The organism is Methylobacterium haplocladii (genome assembly GCF_007992175.1).
GTDB classification, from domain to species: Bacteria; Pseudomonadota; Alphaproteobacteria; order Rhizobiales; family Beijerinckiaceae; genus Methylobacterium; species Methylobacterium haplocladii.
Window position 1 is genome coordinate 65,637 of sequence record NZ_BJZT01000011.1, and the last position, 22,652, is coordinate 88,288.

General features: G+C 68.5%; 21 protein-coding genes. 11 read left to right on the plus strand and 10 right to left on the minus strand.

Going from position 1 to position 22,652, the window contains the following annotated elements; all coding sequences use genetic code 11:
* Positions 1–72: 72 nt before the first annotated feature.
* The 5 genes from MHA02_RS06360 to ispG all read right to left on the minus strand — a co-directional run bounded on the left by MHA02_RS06360 (position 73) and on the right by ispG (position 6,060).
* A complete protein-coding gene (locus tag MHA02_RS06360) occupies positions 73–753 on the minus strand; it encodes an alpha-ketoglutarate-dependent dioxygenase AlkB (RefSeq protein WP_147077756.1) in 681 nt (226 codons plus the stop codon).
* A 90-nt stretch (positions 754–843) separates the two neighbouring features.
* Positions 844–1,482, minus strand: a complete 639-nt coding sequence (locus tag MHA02_RS06365) for a 2,3-bisphosphoglycerate-dependent phosphoglycerate mutase (RefSeq protein WP_147077685.1) — start codon at positions 1,480–1,482, stop codon at positions 844–846.
* Positions 1,483–1,643: 161 nt separating this feature from the next.
* Positions 1,644–2,441 carry a 4-hydroxy-tetrahydrodipicolinate reductase gene (dapB, locus tag MHA02_RS06370; protein ID WP_147077687.1) on the minus strand — a complete coding sequence of 266 codons (798 nt, stop codon included), beginning with the start codon at positions 2,439–2,441 and terminating at the stop codon, positions 1,644–1,646.
* Positions 2,442–2,646: 205 nt separating this feature from the next.
* Positions 2,647–4,614 carry a potassium transporter Kup gene (locus tag MHA02_RS06375; RefSeq protein WP_147077689.1) on the minus strand — a complete coding sequence of 656 codons (1,968 nt, stop codon included), beginning with the start codon at positions 4,612–4,614 and terminating at the stop codon, positions 2,647–2,649.
* Positions 4,615–4,725: 111 nt separating this feature from the next.
* Positions 4,726–6,060 (minus strand): flavodoxin-dependent (E)-4-hydroxy-3-methylbut-2-enyl-diphosphate synthase, encoded by a 1,335-nt coding sequence (ispG, locus tag MHA02_RS06380; RefSeq protein WP_373318386.1) that lies wholly within the window; start codon positions 6,058–6,060, stop codon positions 4,726–4,728.
* Between the two features lie 406 nt (positions 6,061–6,466).
* On the opposite strand from ispG, the gene MHA02_RS06385 reads away from it, so the two are divergent.
* The 5 genes from MHA02_RS06385 to cls all read left to right on the plus strand — a co-directional run bounded on the left by MHA02_RS06385 (position 6,467) and on the right by cls (position 11,300).
* Positions 6,467–7,606 (plus strand): patatin-like phospholipase family protein, encoded by a 1,140-nt coding sequence (locus MHA02_RS06385; protein WP_147077693.1) that lies wholly within the window; start codon positions 6,467–6,469, stop codon positions 7,604–7,606.
* A gap of 103 nt (positions 7,607–7,709) precedes the next feature.
* Positions 7,710–8,378, plus strand: coding sequence for a sigma-70 family RNA polymerase sigma factor (locus tag MHA02_RS06390; protein ID WP_147077695.1), 669 nt, complete (start codon positions 7,710–7,712; stop codon positions 8,376–8,378).
* Positions 8,379–8,439: 61 nt separating this feature from the next.
* Positions 8,440–9,198 carry an anti-sigma factor family protein gene (locus tag MHA02_RS06395; RefSeq protein WP_147077696.1) on the plus strand — a complete coding sequence of 253 codons (759 nt, stop codon included), beginning with the start codon at positions 8,440–8,442 and terminating at the stop codon, positions 9,196–9,198.
* Positions 9,199–9,347: 149 nt separating this feature from the next.
* Complete coding sequence (locus tag MHA02_RS06400; RefSeq protein ID WP_170249060.1) at positions 9,348–9,593, plus strand: TonB-dependent receptor domain-containing protein; 246 nt, start codon at positions 9,348–9,350, stop codon at positions 9,591–9,593.
* Between the two features lie 270 nt (positions 9,594–9,863).
* On the plus strand, positions 9,864–11,300 hold the full coding sequence (gene cls, locus MHA02_RS06405; RefSeq protein WP_147077700.1) for a cardiolipin synthase: 1,437 nt from the start codon (positions 9,864–9,866) through the stop codon (positions 11,298–11,300).
* Here cls and MHA02_RS06410 read toward each other — a convergent pair.
* The 4 genes from MHA02_RS06410 to MHA02_RS06425 all read right to left on the minus strand — a co-directional run bounded on the left by MHA02_RS06410 (position 11,191) and on the right by MHA02_RS06425 (position 14,149).
* Positions 11,191–11,991 carry an endonuclease/exonuclease/phosphatase family protein gene (locus MHA02_RS06410; protein WP_147077701.1) on the minus strand — a complete coding sequence of 267 codons (801 nt, stop codon included), beginning with the start codon at positions 11,989–11,991 and terminating at the stop codon, positions 11,191–11,193. The two genes, cls and MHA02_RS06410, sit on opposite strands and share 110 nt — an antisense overlap.
* A gap of 71 nt (positions 11,992–12,062) precedes the next feature.
* The gene (locus tag MHA02_RS06415; protein WP_147077703.1) at positions 12,063–12,548 is read right to left on the minus strand and encodes an SRPBCC family protein; all 486 of its coding nucleotides are present in this window, start codon (positions 12,546–12,548) and stop codon (positions 12,063–12,065) included.
* Between the two features lie 150 nt (positions 12,549–12,698).
* Positions 12,699–13,172, minus strand: coding sequence for an SRPBCC family protein (locus tag MHA02_RS06420; RefSeq protein WP_147077705.1), 474 nt, complete (start codon positions 13,170–13,172; stop codon positions 12,699–12,701).
* A gap of 188 nt (positions 13,173–13,360) precedes the next feature.
* On the minus strand, positions 13,361–14,149 hold the full coding sequence (locus tag MHA02_RS06425; protein ID WP_147077707.1) for an enoyl-CoA hydratase: 789 nt from the start codon (positions 14,147–14,149) through the stop codon (positions 13,361–13,363).
* Between the two features lie 153 nt (positions 14,150–14,302).
* Here MHA02_RS06425 and MHA02_RS06430 point away from each other — a divergent pair, with 153 nt between their 5' ends.
* Together MHA02_RS06430 and MHA02_RS06435 are read left to right on the plus strand one after the other, a co-directional pair.
* Positions 14,303–14,902, plus strand: a complete 600-nt coding sequence (locus tag MHA02_RS06430) for a nitroreductase family protein (RefSeq protein WP_147077709.1) — start codon at positions 14,303–14,305, stop codon at positions 14,900–14,902.
* Between the two features lie 24 nt (positions 14,903–14,926).
* Positions 14,927–16,549: an AMP-binding protein gene (locus MHA02_RS06435; protein WP_147077711.1), complete on the plus strand. Its 1,623-nt coding sequence runs from the start codon at positions 14,927–14,929 to the stop codon at positions 16,547–16,549.
* Between the two features lie 351 nt (positions 16,550–16,900).
* Here MHA02_RS06435 and MHA02_RS06440 read toward each other — a convergent pair whose 3' ends face one another.
* Positions 16,901–18,355 (minus strand): FAD-binding oxidoreductase, encoded by a 1,455-nt coding sequence (locus tag MHA02_RS06440; RefSeq protein WP_147077713.1) that lies wholly within the window; start codon positions 18,353–18,355, stop codon positions 16,901–16,903.
* 90 nt (positions 18,356–18,445) lie between these two features.
* On the opposite strand from MHA02_RS06440, the gene MHA02_RS06445 reads away from it, so the two are divergent.
* From MHA02_RS06445 to MHA02_RS06460, 4 genes are all read left to right on the plus strand, one after another.
* Positions 18,446–19,144 (plus strand): fumarylacetoacetate hydrolase family protein, encoded by a 699-nt coding sequence (locus MHA02_RS06445; protein WP_147077715.1) that lies wholly within the window; start codon positions 18,446–18,448, stop codon positions 19,142–19,144.
* 211 nt (positions 19,145–19,355) lie between these two features.
* Positions 19,356–19,832: an NUDIX domain-containing protein gene (locus MHA02_RS06450; RefSeq protein ID WP_147077717.1), complete on the plus strand. Its 477-nt coding sequence runs from the start codon at positions 19,356–19,358 to the stop codon at positions 19,830–19,832.
* Positions 19,833–19,923: 91 nt separating this feature from the next.
* Positions 19,924–22,227 (plus strand): FdhF/YdeP family oxidoreductase, encoded by a 2,304-nt coding sequence (locus MHA02_RS06455; RefSeq protein WP_147077719.1) that lies wholly within the window; start codon positions 19,924–19,926, stop codon positions 22,225–22,227.
* A gap of 57 nt (positions 22,228–22,284) precedes the next feature.
* Positions 22,285–22,590, plus strand: coding sequence for an RNA polymerase sigma factor region1.1 domain-containing protein (locus MHA02_RS06460; RefSeq protein WP_147077721.1), 306 nt, complete (start codon positions 22,285–22,287; stop codon positions 22,588–22,590).
* Positions 22,591–22,652 lie beyond the last annotated feature (62 nt).

Below are 22,652 nucleotides of genomic sequence, written 5' to 3' on the forward strand. Positions count from 1 at the left end.
CGTAGAGGCAGGGGCCTGACGCGATTGGGCGGCCTGCTTGGTACCGCTGCGTTTCCCGAGGCCGGCGCGTCCTCAGGGCGGCGTCACACGGCGCAGCGTCAGGTTGCAGCGGCCGCCGGCCGGCAGGACGCGGGACAGCAGAACGCCGAGCTGGCCGTCCTGCGACTGAGCGGCATCGAACAACTGCGGCGGCGCGTCGATGAGGCGATCGACGCCGTGGTGGATCAATCGCGACGCTCCGCCGATGACGAGGGCGTCGCCAGCGGCGAGGCGGATCGAGCGGGTCGGGTCCGAGCGCTTCAGGCCGCCGTAGCGAAACAGGGCCGTCGCTCCCAACGACAGCGAGACGACGGGCGCTGCGAGATCGCTTTCGTCGCGGTCCTGGTGGAGGCCCATGCGGGCGCCGGCACCGTAGAAGTTCACGAGGCAGGCCTGCGGGGCCGCCGGGTATCCGCCGAGGGCGTCCCAGGCCCGGAGCGCCGTCGCCGGGATCGCCGGCCAGGGCCGTCCGGTCTCGGGATGGGTCGGCTGGTAGCGGTAGCCGGCCCGGTCCGAGACCCAGCCGAGCGGGCCGCAATTCGTCATCCGCACCGAGAACGGCTTGTCCGTCCGCGGCATCCGCGGGGTGTAGGGCGGGGCGAGGTCGAGGGCCGCCGCCAGCTCGGCCGCCAGCCGCTGCTGCGCCTCGGCATCCAGCCAGCCCGAATGGTGGATCAGGCCCGGGGCGAGTTCGACGGGCTCCGGCCTCTGCATGTCGGACGCGAACTCCACACCGTCGCTCATCCGTGATGGGCGACGGCAAGCGCGAATGCGCGTCGCGGCTCGTGTTGCAGGCGCATACGATCAGATGTCGTGGTCGATATCTTTGTCCAGCGAGGACTTCGACTCGACCGTGGTGTCGGCCTTGAGCTGGTAGACCAGCGGGATGCCGGTGGCGATTTCGAGGCTCGCAATGGTCTTGGTGGTCATGCCGTCGAGGACCATGACCAGCGCGCGGAGCGAGTTGCCGTGCGCGGCGACCAGCACCGACTCGCCGGCCATCACACGGGGCAGGATGGTCTGGATGTAGTAGGGCAGCACCCGCGCGGCGGTGTCCCTCAGGCTCTCGCCGCCGGGCGGCGGCACGTCGTAGGAGCGGCGCCACTGGTGGACCTGCTCGTCGCCCCAGCGCTGGCGGGCGTCGTCCTTGTTGAGCCCCGAGAGGTCGCCGTAGTCGCGCTCGTTCAGGGCCTCGGCCCGGATCGTCTCGACATCGCTCTGGCCCATCGCCTCCAGCATCAGGGAGCAGGTGCGCTGCGCCCGCTTGAGGTTCGAGGTGAAGGCGACGTCGAAATGATGACCCTGCGTCTTGAGCCAACGCCCGGCCGTATGGGCCTCCTCGACGCCGAGCTCGGTCAGGTCGGGATCGCGCCAGCCGGTGAAGAGCTTCTTGAGGTTCCACTCGCTCTGACCGTGGCGAGCGAGGACGAGGAGGCGCTCCATGGACATGGACTCCGGACGGTGATGATCTCGCGGCGGATAGAGCCGCGTGCGCCTGAACGCGCCCTGACCGCCGGCTCCTAGCAGAGGGCGGGCCGGCTCCCAAGCGCGGGGCACGCATCGGTCGGGAAGCGCGCCCCCGACTTTGGTCTACCGTAAAGGCCTTACAAACCGAGCACGTCGTCCATGCCGTAGAGGCCCGGCGGCTTGTCGAAAGCCCATTGTGCGGCCTTGAGGGCGCCGCGGGCGAAGATCGCGCGGTCCTCAGCGTGATGGCTGAGGGTGATGCGCTCGGAGGGACCGGCGAAGATCACGCTGTGGTCGCCGACGACCGAGCCGCCGCGGAGCGTCGCGAAGCCGATGTCGCCGGGTCGTCGCGCGCCGGTATGGCCGTCGCGGGTCGAGACGCGGGTGTCGGCGAGCGCCACCGCGCGACCCTCGGCGGCGGCCTCGCCGAGCAGCAGGGCGGTGCCGGAGGGCGCGTCGACCTTCATGCGGTGGTGCATCTCCAGCACCTCGATGTCGAACTCCTCGCCGAGGGCGGCGGCGACCTTGCGCACCAGGCTCGCGACGAGGTTGACCCCGAGCGACATGTTGCCGGACCGGACGATGCGGGCGTGGTAGGAGGCGGCCTTGAGCTTCTCCAGGTCTTCGTCGGACAGCCCGGTGGTGCCGACCACGTGGACGATGCGGGCCTGGGCGGCGAGTTCGGCGAAGGCCACGGTCGCCTTCGGCACGGTGAAGTCGAGAACGGCGTCGGCCTCGGCGAAGATCGGCAGCGGATCGTCGCTGATCTCGACCCCGAGCGGGCTGAGCCCCGCCAGCGTTCCGGCATCGTGGCCGACGACGTGCGAGCCCTCGCGCTCGATGGCGCCGGAGAGGGTGCAGCCCTCGGCCTCGGCCACCGCGCGGATCAGCATCCGCCCCATGCGCCCCTCGGCGCCCGTCACGACGAGCTTCATGGCAACTCCTGGCTTGGCAGTGTCAGACCGATGGTAAGCCCAATGCCGTCATTCCGGGCCCGCGCAGCGGAACCCGGAACCCACGACTGGGCACGACGACTTGGCAGACCTTCGGTATCACGGGTGGGTTCCGGGTTCTCGCCTTCGGCGAGCCCCGGAATGACGGCTGCGGATGTGAAGCGTGCCGGACGCACCTGACTGGTCCCTAGACCGTCACCTGCGTCCCGACTTCCACCACGCGGCCGGTCGGGATCTGGAAGAAGTCGGTGGCGTCGTTGGCATTCTTGGCCAGCGTGATGAAGATGCGGTCCTGCCACAGCGGCATGCCGGAATGGGCGGCCGGCCGGATCGAGCGGCGCGACAGGAAGAACGAGGTCGACATGATGTCGAACTTGAAGCCCTCCTTACGCAGCAGCGTCAGCGCCTTGGGGATGTTGGGCGTCTCCATGTAGCCGAAGCGCATGACCGCCCGGTGGAAATGCGGACCCACCGGCTCGATGCGCACGCGCTCCGTGTCGGGGAAGCGCGGCGTGTCGACCGTCTCGATGGTCAGCACGACGTTCTTCTCGTGCACGACCTTGTTGTGCTTCATGTTGTGCAGGAGCGCGGCCGGCGCGATTTCGGGATCGCTCGTCAGGAACACCGCCGTACCCTTGACGTGCTGATACGACGAACTCTTCTCCAGCATGCCGACGAGTTCGGTCAGGGGCACGTCGGTCTTGCGGGTCTTCTTGGTGAGGATCGCGACGCCGCGCACCCAGGTCCACATCGTGATCATCAGGCCGCCGGCGAGCAGCAGCGGCACGTATCCGCCCTCGTGCAGCTTCATCAGGTTCGAGAGCAGGAACAGCGCCTCGATGACGATGAACGGCATCATGATCGCGGCCGCGATCAGCGGGGACAGCTTCATCACCTTCCACAGCACGACGTAGCCCATGGCCGCGGTCAGCAGCATCGTGCCGGTCACGGCGATGCCGTAGGCGGAGGCCAGTGCGGAGGACGAGCGGAATACGATCGCCAGGATGATGACGCCGAGGCCGAGCAGCATGTTGATCTGCGGCAGGTAGATCTGGCCGGAATGCGATTCCGAGGTGTGGCGGATCTCCATGCGCGGCAGCATGCCGAGCTGGATCGCCTGCCGGGACAGCGAGAAGGCGCCGGTGAGCACGGCCTGGCTCGCGGTGACGGTCGCCATGGTGGCGAGCAGCACCATCGGGATCAGGGCCCAGTCCGGCACGAGCTGGTAGAACGGATCGGTCGTGTCGGGCTTGGCCAGCACGAGGGCGGTCTGGCCGAGATAATTCATGACGAGGCAGGGGGCGACGAGGCCGAGCCATGCCACCTGGATCGGCCTGCGCCCGAAATGGCCGAGATCGGCAAACAGCGCCTCGGCGCCGGTGACGGCGAGGAAGACCGCCCCGAGCGCCACCAGCGCGCCGGTGCCGTGGCCGAGCAGGTAGTGCAGCGCATACCAGGGGTTGAAGGCCCAGAGCACGACCGGGTTCGCCACCACGTGCGGCAGGGCCGTCAGCGCCAGCGCCAGGAACCACACCACCATGATCGGGCCGAAGAAGGTCGCGACCCGCGCGGTACCCCGGCTCTGGACCAGGAAGAGCCCGACGATGATCACCACGGTGATCGGCAGCACGAACTGCTCGAAGGCCGGGGTGACGAGCTTGAGGCCCTCCACCGCGGACAGGACCGAGATCGCCGGCGTGATCACCGAGTCGCCGTAGAACAGCGAGGCGCCGAGCAGACCGAGCATGAACACGACGGTCGAGCCGCCGAGGGCGTGGCGGGCCTGCGCCATCAGCGAGAGGATGCCGCCCTCGCCCTTGTTGTCCATGCGCAGCAGGATGATCACGTACTTGACCGTGACGATCAGCAGCAGCGCCCAGATGATCAGCGAGGTGGTGCCGAGCACCTCGTCCTCGAGCAGGATGCCGTCCGCCCGCGCGGGAGCAAGGGCCTCGCGAAACGCGTAGAGCGGGCTCGTGCCGATATCGCCGTAGACGACGCCGACGGAGCCGATCGCGAGCGACCAGAACCCGGTCTTGGCATGGCCGTGAGCGGCTTCGTCGGAGGCGTCGACGGAACCGGCCGAGGCGGCGACGGGGCCGCCCTCGCCTGGAGCTGGGCCGGCGGACATGCTCGGCGTGACGGGTTGGGTCATGGAATCCGGTCGGTGCTCAGGCGTCTGACCGCGGAATCTGCCGGATCGGCATGACGGATACGCGTCGGAAGGCGTCGGGTAGAAATCATGGGATCGGCCGGGGCCGATCCGTCACTCGGCCGCGTCGCGCGTGCTGGTGCCGCTCGCGCCTGGCCCGAAGCGGCGCTCGATATAGTCGACGACGATGCCCTCGAAATCCTTGGCCAGCGTCGGGCCGCGGAGCGTCATCGCCTTCTTGCCGTCGATGAAGACGGGCGCGGTCGGGGTCTCGCCGGTGCCGGGCAGCGAGATGCCGATATCGGCATGCTTCGACTCGCCGGGGCCGTTCACGATGCAGCCCATCACCGCGACGTTGAGGCCCTCGACGCCCGGATATGTCTTCTTCCATTCCGGCATGGAGGTGACGAGCCAGTTCTGGATGTCGCGGGCGAGTTCCTGGAACGTGGTCGAGGTGGTGCGGCCGCAGCCGGGGCAGGCCGCGACCATCGGCACGAACGTCCGGAACCCCATGGTCTGCAGGAGTTCCTGCGCCGCCTTGACCTCGACGGTCCGGTCGCCGCCGGGCTCGGGGGTCAGCGAGTAGCGGATGGTGTCGCCGATGCCTTCCTGGAGCAGCACGCCGATGGCGGCGGACGCCGCGACGAGGCCCTTCGAGCCCATGCCGGCCTCGGTCAGGCCGAGATGGATGGCGTAGTCCGAGCGGCGCGCGACCTCGCGGTAGACCGCGATCAGGTCCTGCACCGCCGAGACCTTCGCGGACAGGATGATCCTGTCCTGGGGCAGGCCGAGCTCCACCGCGCGGTCGGCCGAGCCGAGGGCCGACTGCACCATCGCCTCGCGCATCACGGCGCGTGCGTCGATGGGACGGGCGGACTTGGCGTTCTCGTCCATCAGGTGCGTGAGGAGCTCGCCGTCCAGCGAGCCCCAGTTCGCGCCGATGCGGACGGTCTTGCCGTAGCGGATCGCCTGCTCGACGATCGTCGAGAACTGCACGTCCTTCTTGTTCTTGAAGCCGACGTTGCCGGGGTTGATCCGGTACTTGGCCAGCGCTTCGGCGCAGGCCGGATGGTCGGTCAACAGCTTGTGGCCGATATAGTGGAAGTCGCCGACCAGCGGCACGAAGCAGCCGATCCGGTCGAGCCGCTCGCGGATCTTCGGCACGGCCGCCGCCGCCTCGTCGCGGTCGACGGTGATACGGACGAGTTCCGAGCCGGCACGCGCGAGTTGCGCGACCTGGGCCACGGTGCCGTCGATATCGGCCGTGTCGGTATTTGTCATCGACTGAACGACGATCGGAGCGCCGCCGCCGACGGTGACCGCGCCTTCGCCATGCCCGACCGTGACGCCGACCGAGCGGTGGCGTGGCGACGGCCCTGCGATCTCTGGACCCCTCATGTTGGGGCTCTCGGGCGCGATCGGGTTCGAGAGGGCGTCAGGGGTTTCCATGGCTTCCATCTGGGACCTTGGCTCGGAAACGCGGCCGCTTCGTCAGCCGCCTCGGGCAGCCGATCGGTTTGCCATCCTATCCGATGACGCGAGCGCCCGCGACCCGATTAGCTGTGACCGGCCGAAGCGGCCGTCAACCGTACGCGGCGCATGGGTGCGACGACACCGCCGGAACACCGGCATTCGGGGCGCTTCATGTCCCATCCCACGCGCGATGTCGAGCGGTGGAAGGCGGCGGCTACCGCAACGCGGCAAGATCCTGGGGGACGGGTCCCGCGATCGGCTTTCAATGAGGTGCGCCGGCGGGCTGCCATGCGTGGTGTCGTTTTGAACCGCCGGCCGCCATTCCCACTTATTGCCTCGCAGCATGACTGATCGCGTTGCAACATCCCGTCGCGAGGTTCGCATGGATTACGCCGGCACGACGTCCGACACGACGCCACCCTACACCGTCGTTCCCGAGGGAGCAGAGCGGGGAACGGAGCAGCCGAGGCCGGCCGACGGCAAGGGGCGCATCCTGGCCGGGCCGCGGGCTGAGAAGACCGTGGCGTTGGCTCTCCAGGGCGGCGGCGCGCACGGTGCCTTCACCTGGGGCGTGCTCGACGCGCTGATCGAGGACGGACGTCTCGCCTTCGACGCGGTGACGGGAGCGAGCGCCGGCGCCATGAACGCGGTCGTCCTCGTCGACGGCTGGCTCGCCGGCGGTCCCGATGGTGCCCGCGCGGCCCTCGAGACCTTCTGGCACAATGCCAGCCTAGACGGCGGTATGATGCCGTCGCAGCGCCGCATGGTCAGCGGGCTGTTCGGCATATTGCAGGACAACCCCGTCTTCGATTTCTGGATGAAGGCGTTCGCGCCGAGCCCCTACGTCTCGAATCCGATGAACTACAATCCGCTGCGCAAGGCTCTGGAGAAAACCGTCGATTTCGAGCGCCTGCGCGCTGCCGACACCGCCCAGGTCTACGTCTCCGCGACGAACGTCTGGACCGGCAAACTCACACTGTTCGAGCGCGATGGGCTCACGCCCGACCATTTGATGGCCTCGGCCTGCCTGCCCACCGTGTTCCAGGCGGTGGAGATCGACGGCGTGCCCTATTGGGATGGCGGCTATCTCGGCAATCCGGCCCTCTATCCGCTGCACCAGGACGATGCCGACGGGGCGCGCACCCGCGACATCCTGATCGTGCAGATCAACCCGGTCGAGCGCCGCGAGACCCCGCGGACGCGCGACGCGATCGAGAACCGGCTGAACGAAATCACCTTCAACGCCAACCTGATGCGGGAACTGCGCGCCATCGACGTGATGCACCGGCTTCTCGCCGAGGGAGCGCCGGGCGGCGAGAAGGACAACCGCGTCTTCGTCCACCGCATCGACGGCACCGAGGCCCTCAACGATTACGACGCCTCCTCCCGTCTCGACGCCCGCTGGAAGGGCTTGAAGCGCCTGCGCGACAGAGGCCGCGAGGCGGCGCAGCATTGGCTGGCCGAGCGCTTCGACAGCGTCGGACGGGAATGCTCACTCGATTTGAAGAGTGCCTATCAGTAAACGGCTCAGGCACTTGAGCCGGTGCGCGTGTGCCGGCGCACATGATCGGAGCCGAGCGGCCCGGGCGTGGGATTAACGCCCGGCACCGGTACGTTGACCCATTATGATTTCCGACAGATCGCGCTCGAAGCGACCCGACATCGTCGACCTGCTGCCGCCGCTTAGGCGGTATGCGCGGTCGCTCACGCGCGATTCGCTGAAGGCGGACGATCTCGTTCACGACACGCTGGTGCGGGCGCTCGAAGCGAAGGGCTCGCTGCGCGCCAACACCAACCTGCGCACTTGGATGATGACGGTGCTGCACAACGTCTTCATCGACGAGCAGCGCCGCAAACGCGTCGAGGCCCGCCATGCCGACGTGTTGGTGCAACTGAGCGACGACGTCGCCCTGCCGGCCCAGGAGGGCCAGGTACGGCTCTCGCAGATCCGCAAGGCCTTCGAGACCCTGCCGGAGGAGCAGCGCGCGGCGCTCCACCTCGTGACCCTGGAAGGCATGGCCTATGCCGACGCGGCCGCCGTGCTCGGCATCCCGATCGGCACGCTGATGTCGCGGCTCGGACGCGGACGCGCCGCCCTGCGGGCCTTCGAGGACACCGAGCCGACCCGCGGGCGGGACACCGTCAACGATGCGAGGCGCCCCAACGGCCCTCCTGAGCGCGGGCGTCCGCAGCTGCGCCTCGTTGCGAGCGACGGACGCCCAGGGTCGGCGGATGACGACGCGATCGAATTGGACGATCGGACGTCTCACAGGCAGGCCGTCGGCGAGGCGTGAGCCCGACGACATGGATGTTATGACGCGTGGGACGGAGTGATCCGGAAAGGCAGGTGGCGTGATGATCGACCCGATCACGGAAAACGATCTCGCGGCGTACGTCGACGGCGAGCTGAATGCGATCCGGCGTCTCGACGTCGAAGCCCACCTCGCGCGGCATCCCGAGGATGCGGCGCGGGTGATGGCCGACATGCGCGACCGCGATGCCCTGCGCGAAATCTTCGCGAACGTGACGAGCCCCGGGCCGGATCGCCTGCGCACCACGGCCCGCCGTCTCGATCGCTCGATGGCCTGGCAGCGGGTGGGCGCACGCATGCGCCGTGCCGCCGCGATCGTCGTGCTGGTCGGAGCCGGCTGGCTCGCCCATACCGAGATCGGCACCTTCGGCGTGCCGGACACCTACGCCTCGACCATCGAGCCTTCCCTCGTGGAGGAGGCGCAGCAGGCCCGCCGGGCCGTGGCGATCCGCGCCAAGACCCATTCGCAGCGCGCCGTCTCCACCTACGATCGGGCGGACCTCGAAGAGGCGACAGGACTCGCGCTGCCGGACCTTCCGAACGGCTGGAGCGTCCGCGACGTCCAGGTCTTTCCGGCACGGCATGGATTGGGGGTCGAGGTCGCGATCGATGCGGGGCCGCTCGGCGACCTGTCGCTCTTCGCCACGCGCAAGGCCGAGAGCAAGGGCGGCACCGACACGCTGACGCGCTCGACCGATGGCGCCACCGCCTACTGGCGCGCCGGCCAGACCGCCTACGCCCTTAGCGGAAGCGGCGAAGGTGTGGATCTGACCACCGCCGCCGTTAAGCTCGCCGCCAAGTAGCGAGGGAGTCGGCCGTCAGGCGGGCTCAGACCGACGCTGCTGCCTGTCGCAGCGGTGTTCACCGTGAATGTTCACTCGGTGGCGGGGTGCGCGAGCTCTCGGATCGGCGCCCGACGGCATTCTTCGGAGTCGCCCATCTCGAGACGATGGTGACGAAGAATCAGACGAACCCGGCGCTGATCGAGAACCGCCTGCCTAGCGCCCCCAACAATGCCGTGTCGTTGTTTGCCGACTACGCCTTCCCGCTGGTCTCGCCCTTCGGCGCTTTCCGGGCCGGAGCGGGCGTCCGCTACGTCGGGCAGCGCACCCACGCCACGAACGTCGACGAGATCCCGTCCTACGTCCTCGTCGAGGCCTCGCTGAGCTACGACCTCGCTCAGCTCGACCGGGTCTGAAAGGGCGCGGTACTCTCGGTGAACGCCACCAATCTGTTCGACGAAAGCTGCTTCAACGCCGGCTACGTCTTCGAAGGCTTCCGCCGCAGCGCGTTCGGCACGCTGACCTACCGCTGGTAAGCCACATCGTCCGACACCCCGAAAACCCCGCCTCATGGTGGGATTTTCTTCGTTTTGCGGTGCATTCCGGCGATGGTCGCCGGTGCTCTATTCCCCGCCGGTCACGCCTGCCGTATGGCACGAGACCCCGGCAGGACCTGAGCGTGCGCCTTGGAAGAAGCCCTCTATCGATGGCTCGCAGCGACCGCATCCGTTCGCACGGACGTGCTCGCCCTGATCGGCGTGGGCTTCTCGCTGGCCGTGAGCATGCACGTGCTGCTGCGCAAGCGCGTGGTCGGCGCCGCGATCGGCTGGATCGGGCTCGCCTGGCTGGCGCCGGTCTTCGGCAGCGCCTTGTACCTGACCTTCGGCATCAACCGGGTCGAGCGGCGGGCGCGCAAGCTCAAGCGCAAACCCTCCCAGCAGATCGACGAGACGCCGCAAGCGACCGCCGCCGTGCCGGAGGCCTACGCGGCGCTCGACCGGGCCGTGCGTGCCGTCACCGGCCTGCCGACGGTGGCCGGCACCGCGATCGCGGTGTTCCGCAACGGCGACGAGGCTTATCCGGCGATGCTGGCGGCGATCGGGAGCGCGCGCCAGAGCGTCGCCCTGTCGAGCTACATCTTTCGCGATGACAAGATCGGCCGAGAGTTCATCGCGGCGCTCACCGCGGCCAAGGCCCGTGGTGCCGAGGTCCGGGTCATCGTCGACGGTATCGGCAGCGGCTATTTCTTTCCCGCCGCCTGGCGACACCTGACCCGCGCCGGGGTGACGGCCGGGTTGTTCATGCACTCGGCATTGCCCTGGCGGATGCCGTTCCTGAACCTGCGCACCCACAAGAAGGTGCTCATCGTCGACGGCAGCGTCGCCTTCACCGGCGGCGTCAATATCTCCGACGGCAACCGGCTCGCGACCGGGCCGAGCTTTCCGATCCGCGACACGCATTTCCGGATCGAAGGTCCGGTGGTCGAGCAGCTCGCCCAGGCCTTCGCCACCGATTGGGCCTTCGTCTCGGGCGAGGAGCTGGAGGGCGAGCTTTGGCTGCCGCCGCTGACGCCGGTCGGCGATCTCACCGCCCGTGTCGTTACCTCGGGGCCGGATGCGGACATCGAGAAGATCGCAACCGTCATTCTGCAGGCAATTGCCTGCGCCCGCACCTCGATCCGTCTGACGACGCCGTACTTCCTGCCGAACGAACTCATCACCAGTGCGCTCGGCCTCGCCGCCGCGCGCGGGATCGCCGTCGACGTGGTCATCCCCCGGCGCAGCGACCACCGCTTCGTCGATTTCGCGACGCGGGCGCATGTCGGGCCGCTGCTCGAATCCGGTGTGCGGATCTGGCTCGACGAGCCGCCCTTCGATCACTCCAAGGCGCTGGTGATCGACCGGGAATGGAGTTTCGTCGGCAGCGCGAACTGGGATTCGCGCAGCTTCCGGCTGAATTTCGAGCTGAACGTCGAAGTCTACGATACGGGCCTCGCCGAGCGCCTTGACGACTTCATCCAGGCGAAACGGGAACGCCGACTGACCCAGGCCGATCTCGACGCTCGCGGATTGCCCGTCCGCCTTCGCGACGCAGCCGTGCGACTGCTGCTGCCATATCTCTGATGCGCCGCCGCTGCGGCGCATCCTCCGTCGCCGGGGCGAGGTGCACCACGATCGGGCGATGATCCGACAATCCGCGCGGCAGCACCGAACGCGCGTGGCAGACGAGGCCGCGCACGAGACAACGGTCGAGGCGCAACGGCGCGACGCCGACCATGGAATGCGTCGGCCGCCGGGGACCGACGTCGCGGAACCCCGGCAGCAGGGCCGGTCCGACGATGTTGTAATCGCCGAGCACCGCGGCGCGGGCCGGCAGGTGCTGCTCGATGCGGCGAAGCTGCCGACGGTTGAGCATCTGCCCATGCGAGAGATGGACGTTGGCGACGCCGAACGCGCCGAGGTCGAGGACCTGGCAGACCCGGTCGACGATGATTCCGGAGGGAAGCGTCACCACTGCGGGCGGGGTCTCCCACGGCTCGCGGCTCCAGATCGCAGGTCCGTGGATCCGCCCCGGCAACGGAGCCCGCGCAAACACGCCGCCGATGCGATCGACGATCGCCGCGATGCCCTCCGTCGCCTCCTGCATCAGCACGAGGTCGGGCTGCTCGCGCTCCACCAGCGCGACGAGACAGTCCACCGCCGCCCCAGTCCGGCGCAGCAGGTTCCAGCTCACGATTTTCCTGGCGCCTGCAGGAATGGCAATCCCGGCCTCACGATGGCGGCCAGCGGAGATGTCGCGGAGGCGTCGAATCATGCGCGCAGGTTTCGTTCGCCGGTGGCTTTAGAATGGCAGCGCAGCGGTGCATCCGTCACAATGACGTGTGCCTACTTCGCGGCCTTGGCCTTCTCGGCGATGGCGGCGAGGCCGACTTCGTAGACCTCCGAGATCTTGGCCAAAGCCTTGGCATCGTCCACGCCCTTCGCCTCGAACACGCCGAACCACGTCACGCGCGAGCCTTCGCCGCCGGGCGTCACGGCGATCGTCGAAATGTAGCCGGCCACCGGCAGGATGCCGTCGAGCATGGCGTAGCTGTAGGTCATCTTGTCTTCGCTACGGGACAGCTCGGTCTCGACGATCGTGCCCTCTCCGCCCTTGATGGTGAGCGTTCGGATCGGCTTGCCGTCCTGCATCGAGGCTTCGCAATTCTCCACCGCCGGGTGCCAGTCGCCGATGCCGCAGAAATTGCCGATGGCGGCCCAGACCTTTTCGGGCGGCACGGCGATGGTGACCGCCTTGACCATTTCGAGTGCGGGAGCGGCCGTGGCCGTCAGCGCCAGGAGCGCGGCGGCACAGAAAGCGGATCGGATCATGGACGGTCTCCGGCGCGGGCGTCTCTGCATCGAACGCCTCGCGCGACGCATTCGGAACTAGCGGGCGGCTGCCACTTCGCCAGGGACGATGCCGACCCACAGCGCCGCAGGATCGAGAGACCCAGCGGCGCTCCGGACGTCAGGCCACGCCTACTTCGCTTTGGCGGCGATCGCCGCGAGGCCCGCATCGTAGATGCCGGTGATGACCTCCTTGGCCTTGGCGTCGTCGGCGCCCTTCGCCTTGAATTTGCCGGACCAGGTGACCTTGGAGCCGCTGCCGCTCGGCGTGACCGCGATCGTGGAGGTGTAGTCGGAGACCGGAAGCGGGCTTTCGACGATGGCGTAGGTGTAGTCCATCTTCTTGTCGTCGCGAGAGACCTGCTCCTCGACGATGGTGCCGCCGCCCTTGAGGCTCAGCGTGCGAATAGCCTTGTCGCCCTTCGTCGAGGGCGCGCATTTCTCGATGGCCGGATGCCATTGGCCGATCCCGCAGAAATCGCCGATGGTCTTCCAGACGGCCGCGGGCGGCGCGGCGACATCGACGGATTTCGAGGTCTCGATCGCGTAGCCGGCGGTCGAGGAGAGCGCGAGAAGAGCTGCGGCGCTGAGCGTGGTTCTGATCATGGTCGTGCGTATCCTCCGGCACGGCGCTTCGCTTTCGAGCGCTTGGGGCCGCAGCATAGACTAGGGCGCACGCCCCGATTGGTAGGGTCTGTCGGACGTCACGATGGTGTGAGAGCGCAATTGAATTGCGCGTGGCCGAATCGACCCGCCGAGAGGGGCAAGGTGGAGCGCTCGCAGGAACGGCTGGCTCAGCGCGCGCGCTTGGCGAAGAACGCGTCGATGCCAGCCTCGGCCGAACGGGCGAGCATGTTCTCGGTCATCACCCGGCCGGCATGGCTGTAGGCCTCGGCCAGCGGCATCTCCAGCTGCTCGTAGAAGGCGCGCTTGCCGACCCGCACGGTGTATGCGCTGCGCGTCGCGATCCCCGCCGCCAGCGTCTGCGCCGCCTCCAGCGCGCCGCCGGCCGACACCACGTCGTTGACGAGGCCGAGCGCCTTGGCCTCGTCCGCGTCGGCGAAATCCGCCGTCAGCAGCATGCGCATCGCCGCCTTGCGCGAGAGATTGCGCGAGAGCGCCACCATCGGGGTGGAGCAGAACAGGCCGATCTGCACGCCGGGCGTGGCGAAACGGGCCTCCGCGCCGGCCACCGCGAGATCGCAGGAGGCGACGAGCTGGCAGCCCGCCGCCGTGGCGATGCCCTCTACCGCCGCGATCACAGGCTGCGGCAGAGCGGGAATGGCCATCATCACCGCCGAGCAGAGGTCGAAGAGCTCAGCGAAGCGCGCGGCGCCCTTGTCCGGGTCGGCCCGGAAGGCGGTCATCTCCTTGAGGTCGTGCCCCGCGCAGAAGGCCGGCCCCTCGGCCGCGATGACCACGGCGCGCACCTCGTCATCTCCAGCAAGATCTGCGAAGGCGTCGCGCAGGGCACCGAGCATGCCGATCGAGAGGGCGTTGCGGGCCTTCGGGCGGTCGAGGGTCAAGGTCGCGACCCCGTTGCGGTCGGAGCGAAGAAGCAGGGTTTCCGCAGATTCGGTCATGGCTTGCGGCTCGCTGGTCGGACGGGGCTCCCCCTGCAATCTCGGGCGGTGGGCGGCCGAGGGCAACGGACCCGGCCAAAGGTGCCCCTGTCGAGAGGCTTTTGCCCGTGGCATAGGTGGCACTTGCCGCCATCACCCAGGATACGATCTCCCGTGACAGAGCCGAACCCTCGGAATCCCGACCACGCCATCGATCCGCTCTTCACCGAGCGCTGGTCGCCGCGCGCCTTCACCGGCGAGGCCGTGCCGGAATCCGAGCTGTTACGGATGCTGGAGGCGGCGCGCTGGTCGCCGTCTTCCTACAATTCCCAGCCCTGGCGCTTCGTCTATGCGCTGCGCGGTACGCCCGAATGGCAGACCTTCTTCGACCTGATCGTGCCCGGCAACCAGAAATGGGTGCAGGATACCGGCGCCATCCTGTTCATCGCCTCGAGCGAGAAGATGAAGGTCGGCGACGAGCTCAAGCCCTCCGCCAGCCACTCCTTCGACGCCGGCGCGGCCTGGCAGAGCCTCGCCCTTCAGGCGACCCGGCAGGGCTGGCACGCCCACGCCATGGGCGGCTTCGACCGGGAGCGCGCCCCGGAGGTGCTGCGACTGCCGGCGGAGCATCGGATCGAGGCGGCCATCGCCATCGGCCGCAAGACGCCGCATGACAGCCTCACCGAGGAGCAGCGCGAGCGCGGCAAGCCGACCGGCCGCCGCCCGATTACCGACTTCGCGTTCAAGGGCGGCTTTCCGCCCGAAGACGCCTGAGCCGTTCCCGCAGGCCCGACGCACGTGCTGACCCCCGCGTCCGACCATGCGGCGCTCGTCGCCGGGTTCTCCTGGGACATTCCCGATCGCTACAACGTCGCGGCCGACGTCTGCGACCGCTGGGCGCTTCCGGAGCCGGGCCGTACGGCGATCCTGGAGGTCTCGGAGGCGGGCGCCGTCGCGCCGGTGAGCTACGGCCGGCTGCGGGAAGGTTCGAACCGCCTCGCCAACGCGCTTGTGGCGCGCGGCATCGGGCCGGGCGACCGGGTCGCGGTGCTGCTGCCGCAATCGGCGGCGGTGGTCGTTGCGCATTGCGCCGCCTACCGCCTCGGCGCCATCGCACTGCCGCTTGCCGGCCTGTTCGGCGCCGAGGCCCTGCGTTACCGGCTGACGGATTCCGGCGCCCGGGCCATCGTCACGAACGCCGCCGGCCTCGCCAAGCTGGACGCCGTCCGGCACGCGCTGCCGGAGCTGGCGGTGTTCCTGTCGGTCGATGGCCCTTCCGATGCGGCCGAAGGGCTCTCGCAGGCGCTGGACGAGGCTTCGCCGGACTTCGCGACGCACGACACGGGACCGGACGACCCGGCCCTGATGATCTACACCTCCGGCACGACCGGCCTCGCCAAGGGCGCGCTGCACGGGCACCGGGTGCTCCTCGGCCACCTGCCGGGCTGGTCGATGATGCACGATTTCCCGGAGGCGGGCGGCGGCCTGATGTGGACGCCGTCCGACTGGGCCTGGGCCGGCGGCCTGCTCAACGTGCTGATGCCCTCCCTGCGGCGAGGCATGCCGGTGGTGGCGCGGCCGATCGGCCGGTTCGAGCCGGAGGCGGCGTTACGGCTCATCGCGGATCTCGGCGTGACCAACGCGTTCCTGCCGCCGACGGCTTTGCGGATGCTGCGGGGCGTCGAGCGGCCGCGCGAGCGCTTCGACCTCTCGGCCTTGCGCAACGTCGCCTCCGCCGGTGAAGCGCTGGGGCCGGAGACCTTCGCCTGGGCGCGGGACGTGCTCGGCCTCACCATCGGCGAGGCCTACGGCCAGACCGAGTGCAACCTCGTCCTCGCTTCCTGCAGACGCGCCGGCGTGGCCCGGCCCGGCTCCACCGGCAAGCCGGTCCCCGGCCACCGCGTCGCCATTCTTCGCGATGACGGCAGCGAGGCGGGAATCGACGAGCCCGGGGAGATCGCCGTGAAGGCGCCCGACCCGGTGCTGTTCCTCGGCTACTGGAATCAGCCCGAGGCGACCGCGAAGAAATTTCGCGACGGCTGGTGGATGACCGGCGACACGGCCCGCCGCGACGCCGACGGCTACGTCCACTTCGTCGGCCGCGACGACGACCTCATCACCTCGGCCGCCTACCGGATCGGCCCCACCGAGATCGAGGATTGCCTGCTGCGCCACCCGGCCGTGGCGCTTGCCGCGGCCGTCGGCAAGCCCGACCCGCTGCGGACGGAGATCGTGAAGGCGTTCGTGGTGCTGCGCGCGGGCTTCGTCGCTTCGGATGACTTGGCCGCCGAGATTCAGGCCTTCGCGCGAAAGAACCTGTCGGCGCACGAGTATCCACGCGAACTCGAATTCCTGGACGCGCTGCCGATGACGACGACGGGCAAGATCATCCGGCGGCAGTTGCGGGACGGCGCTGCGTAAGGCGCTTCAGGATTCCTGTATCGGCATGATGCCGTTTTTGGTTGATTGCTTCGACTCGAACCGCAATTCCTTTCGCGTTAAGCGACGGCCTGTACGGATCCGGGTCGAAGCCGTTCGCTCTTCTTTCTTTCTTTCCACCCAGAATTTCACCCTGGGGTGCCGGCGTCAGCGGGCCTCGAAGGGTTCCCAGGGATCGCGGCGGGATCTGGAGGACCCTTCGAGGCCTCCGCTGCGCTGCGGCACCTCAGCGTGAGGCTGCGGGCGGGATGGCGGATGAGATCCGTACAGGCTGCAGCGCGGGGGGGGCGAGCGGAGATGCGCCCCAGCCCAGCCGATCGACCGCAATCGGTATCACACCGGCAGCGCCGCCGGCGGGTCGTCCCCCAGCGCGACGATCTTGCCCGGGTTCATCAGGTCGCGCGGGTCGAGCGCCGTCTTCAGGCGCCGCATCAGGTCGAGGCCGACGGGGTCGCCGTAGAGGGCGAGTTCGTCGCGCTTGATCAGTCCGATGCCGTGCTCTGCGGCGATCGAGCCGTCGAGCTCCATGACGATGTCGTGGACGATGCGGTTGAAGCGGCCCCACTCACCGAGGAAGGCTGCCTTGTCCATGCCGACGGGCTGGCTGAGGTTGAAGTGGATGTTGCCGTCGCCGGCATGACCGAAGGCACAGACGCGCAGGCCCGGCATCGCCGCCTCGCAGGCTTCCGTCGCATGCTCGACGAAATCGGCGAGGCGCGAGAGCGGCACCGAAACGTCGTGCTTGATCGAGCCGCCCTCCGCCTTCTGCGTCTCCGGCAAGCGCTCGCGGAGCGCCCAGAGCGCGGCGTTCTGCGCCTCGCTCGCGCCGATGGTGGCATCCTGGACGAGGCCGTCTTCGATCGCGCCGGCGAGCAGCGTCTCCAGTTCGGCGGCGGTATCGGCGCCGGGTCGGGTCGAGGACAGCTCGACCAGGGCATAGGCCGCGTGGCCGCCATGGAGCGGCCGGATCATGTCCGGTGCGTGCTTCAGCACGATGTCGAGGCCGAAGCGCGGGATCACCTCGAAGGCCGTCAGGTCGCGGTCGGCGGCCCGGCTCATCCGGGAAAAGAGTTCGACGGCCGAGCGGAACGAGGCCAGCCCGACGAAGCCGACGCTGCGCGACACCGGCTTCGGAAACAGCTTCAACACCGCTGCCGTGATGATGCCGAGTGTGCCTTCCGATCCGATGAACAGATGCTTGAGATCGTAGCCGGCGTTGTTTTTTCGGAGCGCCTTCAGCCCGTTCCAGATCCGCCCGTCGGCAAGTACGACTTCGAGCCCTAGCACGAGATCGCGGGCGTTGCCGTAGGCCAGCACGGCGGTGCCGCCGGCATTGGTGGCGAGATTGCCGCCGATCCGGGCCGAGCCCTCGGCCGCATAGGACAACGGAAACAGCATCCCGGCCGCATCCGCCGCCGCCTGCACGTCGGCGAGGATCACCCCGGCTTCGACAGTGATGGCCGCGTCGCCTGGGTTCACCGCGCGGACGCGATCGAGCCGGGCCAGCGAGAGCACGATGCCGCCATAGGGCACGCCCCCGCCGACGAGCCCGGTATTGCCGCCCTGCGCCACGATCGGCACGCCGGCCTCAGCGCAGGCACGGACCGTGGCGGCGACCTCCTCGGTGCTGCCCGGCCGCACCACGGCGAGCGCCGTGCCTCGGTAGAGCCCGCGCGACTCGACGAGGGCGGGCGCCACGTCCTCGGCCGCCGTCAGGACGTGCTTTTCGCCGAGCCGGTCGCGCAGGGTTGCGAGGAGCGTTTCGGCGGTCTCAGGGGAAGGCGTCATGAGGAACGGATTGGCCGGTCGGGGATCGGCCTCTACATAGCCTGAGGCCCCGCCCTTTGCAGGATGTGTGGCCATGCGAGGGACGCTGCCATGCTCTCCGTCATCCCGAACCCGCCCCGGATCGTTCTGCCGATCGTCGGCAGCGAAGATCTGTTCCCGGTCCGCCGCGTCTACTGCGTCGGCCGCAACTACGGGGCGCATGCCCGCGAGATGGGCGCCGACCCGGATCGCGAGGAGCCGTTCTTCTTCCTGAAACCCGCCGATGCGCTGCAGATCGTCCCCTACGGCACGGTGACGGACCATCCCTATCCGCCGCGCACCGAACAATACCATTTCGAGGTCGAGCTGGTGGCGGCGCTGGCCCATGGCGGGCGCGACATCCCGGAGGCGGACGCGCTGGCCCATGTCTACGGCTACGCGGTCGGCCTCGACATGACCCGGCGCGACCTGCAGGACGAGGCCAAGCGCCAGTCGCGGCCCTGGGACCTCGGCAAGGCGGCCGACGCCTCCGGGCCGATCGGACCACTGCATCCCGCTTCCACGCTCGGTCATCCGACCCGAGGCGCGATTGGCCTCTCGGTCGACGGCCGGGAGCGCCAGAGCGGCAACCTCTCCGAGATGATCCGCTCGGTGCCGGAGCAAGTCGCGCTGCTCTCGACCTATTTCGAACTCCACCCCGGCGATGTGATTTTTACAGGGACTCCGGCCGGGGTAGGGGCCGTGTCGCGGGGCGAGACGATGACGGCGGCGATCGAGGGGTTGGGGGCGATTTCGTTGCTTGTGGTGTGAGCCGGCTTTCGGATCGAGCGCCTGATTTCCGCCCGTCATCGCGAGCGAAGCGAAGCGATCCAGAGCCACACGCACAACGCTGGTGACGCGGCCCTGGATCGCTTCGCTTCGCTCGCGATGATGAGGGGAAACTGCCAGCAGAAGCGGTCGGCTTGATTTCGCGGCGCTCCCACGCGCAAGCCTTGGCCTCCGACCGATCGGACGACCGCGTATGGCCATCAATCTCGACCGTCCCATCCTGCGCCAACTCGCCCACGGCGCCGCTCTGCTCACGCGCGGCATGACGCTCGGCGTGCGCGGTATCGCGATCGATGCCGAGAACCGGGTCTGCCTCGTCCGCCACACCTACGTGCGCGGCTGGTACCTGCCCGGCGGCGGCATCGAGCCGGGCGAGACAGCCGCCGCATCGATGGTGCGCGAGTTCCGCGAGGAGGCCGAACTGCTCGTCGAGCCGGGCTTGCCGATGCGCCTGCACGGCTTCTTCCTGAATTCCCGGCAATGGGGGCGCGACCACATCGCGGTCTACGTCGTGCCGGCCTTCACCCTGGCGCGGGCCAAGGCGCCCGACCGTGAGATCGCCGAATGCGGCTTCTTCCCGCTCGACGCGCTGCCTGCGGGCACGACACGGGGTACCCGCGCGCGGCTCGACGAGATCCGCGAGGGCCGGGCGCCGGATGGGCACTGGTAGGGGAGGGGGCGCCCAGCCCTGCGGCGTCTTAGCGAACGCCGGAACCACGGAATCAGGGTGAGGTTGCCGCAGGTCAGCGTGGAGTCGGCCTGTGAGCGACGTCGAAATCGAACCGTATACCGATCCGGCCGGTGGCTGGGGCTCGGCGAAGTCGCTGGTGGAGATCCTGACCCGCGAGGAAATCCCGGTTTCCGGCGCGGCGATGCTGCTGAAGCAGAACCAGCCCGGCGGCTTCATGTGCGTGTCCTGCGCCTGGCCGAAGCCTGCCAAGCCCGCGACGTTCGAGTATTGCGAGAACGGCGCCAAGGCGACGGCCTGGGAGCAGACCCGCAAGCGCGTCGGCCCCGATTTCTTCGCGAAGCATACGATCGCCGAGCTGCTGACGTGGACGGATTTCGACCTGGAGACGCAGGGGCGGCTCACCCATCCCCTGCGCTACGATCCAGCGAGCGACCGCTACGCACCGGTCTCGTGGGACGAGGCCTTTTCCGAGATCGGCCGCGAGCTGCGTGGTCTCGATCCGAAATCGGTGGTCTACTATTCGTCGGGCCGGGCCTCGCTCGAGACCTCGTACATGTACGGGCTGTTTGCGCGGCTCTACGGCAACAACAACCTGCCCGACTCCTCCAACATGTGCCATGAGCCGACCTCGATCGGCCTGAAGGCCTCGATCGGCGTGCCGGTGGGTACGACGGTGCTGGAGGATTTCGAGACCACCGACTGCATCCTGTTCTTCGGCCAGAACGTCGGCTCGAACGCGCCGCGGATGCTGCACCCGCTGCAGGACGCGCGGCGGCGCAAGGTGCCGATCATCACCTTCAACCCCCTGCGCGAGCGCGGGCTGGAGCGCTTCACCAATCCGCAATCGCCGGTGGAGATGCTCACGAAGTCGTCCACGCAGATCTCGACGCAGTATCATCAGGTCAAGGCGGGCGGCGACATCGCGGCCATCATCGGGATGTGCAAGGCGCTGTTCGCGGCGGACCGCGAGGCGCAGGCGCTAGGGCGACCTCGCATCCTCGACGTCGCCTTCATCGCCGAGCACACCCACGGCTTGGACGAGTTCGTCGCCTTCTGTGATGGGCAGGACTGGTCCGTGCTGGAAAAGCGGTCCGGCCTCAAGCGCGCCGCTCTCGAAGATGCCGCCGTGGCCTACGCCCGTGCGAAACGGGTGATCGGCATCTACGGCATGGGGCTGACGCAGCACCGCAAGGGCACCGAGACGGTGCAGATGCTCGTCAACCTGATGTTGTTGCGCGGCAATATCGGGAAGCCGGGTGCGGGACTCTGCCCGGTGCGTGGCCATTCGAACGTGCAGGGCCAGCGCACCGTCGGCATCTCCGAAAAGCCCGAACAGGTGCCCCTCGACCGGCTCGCCGAGATGTATGCCTTCGCGCCGCCTCGTGAGAAGGGGATGAACACCGTCGAGACCTGCGAGGGCATCATCGCCGGGACGGTGAAGGCCTTCATCGGGCTGGGCGGGAATTTCGTGCGCGCAATTCCCGATACGGAGCGGATGGAAGAGGCTTGGCGCGGCATGCGCCTGACCGTGCAGATCGCAACGAAACTCAACCGCTCGCACCTCGTCAACGGCACGGTCGCCTACCTGCTGCCCTGCCTCGGACGCATCGAGATCGACGAACAGGCTGGCGGCCAACAGGCGGTCTCGATGGAGGATTCGACCTCGTGCTTCCACGGCTCCATCGGCGTAACCAAGCCCGTCAGCGACCACGTCCGCTCCGAGCCGTGGATCGTCGCCGGCATCGCCAAGGCGACGCTCGACCCGAACCCGAAGGTCGATTGGGATGCCTGGGTCGGCGACTATGCCAGGGTGCGCGACGCGATCGAGGCGACCTATCCGAAGGTGTTCAAGGACTTCAACGCCCGCCTGTTCGAGCCCGGCGGCAACCACAAGCCCCTCGCCGCGCGCGAGCGCCGCTGGGAAACGGAAACCGGCAAGGCCAATTTCGTCGTGCCGGAAGGCCTCGACGAGGACCCCGACATGCCGGCCCGGCACGCGGACGTGCTCGACCTCATTACGCTACGCTCGAACGACCAGTTCAACACCACCGTCTACGGCTACCACGACCGGTTTCGCGGTGTGAAAGGCACGCGGGCGATCCTATTCATGAATGTGGCCGACATCGCCAGGCTCGACCTCACCGATGGCGCCAGCGTCGACGTCGTTACGGAGTCTCCGGACCGTCATGTGCGTCGGGTGAGGGGCCTCAGAGTCGTGGCGTACGACATTCCTGCGGGCAATTGCGGTGGATACTATCCTGAGTTGAATGTCTTGATCCCGCTCTCGCACCACGACGAGCAGGCCAAGACGCCGGCGGCAAAAGCGATCCCCGTTCGTGTCGCCAAGTCCGCGCAGGCTGCCGGAGCCGATTGAGCGGCGCAGGGCTGCACGGCCCTCGACGCCGGGCGCGGATGGTCCATATTCGATGTCATGGACCGGAAGCACACGGACCCGAACGACGCGGCTCACGCTCGACGCCAAGTGGTGATCGATCGCATGCTGAGCGATGCCCTCAAGGGCGCGAGCCGACATGCCCTGCCGAGCCACGACGCGCTGCCGGTCGATATCCGCCGCACGGTCGACCGCCTGCTCGCTAAGGCCGATGCCGAGCGTCGGACAGCGCTGACCTACGACGATCTCGAAGAGGCACTGCCTCCACGCGACGTGACGGCCGAGGACCTCGAGGCGATCTTCTGGGTGCTGGCCGAGTATGGGATCGAAGTCGACGAGGGGTGATCTCGGTCGGCTCTGCAACGGAACGCCCGTCTTCAACCTCGCCACCCCGGGAAAAGCTCTCT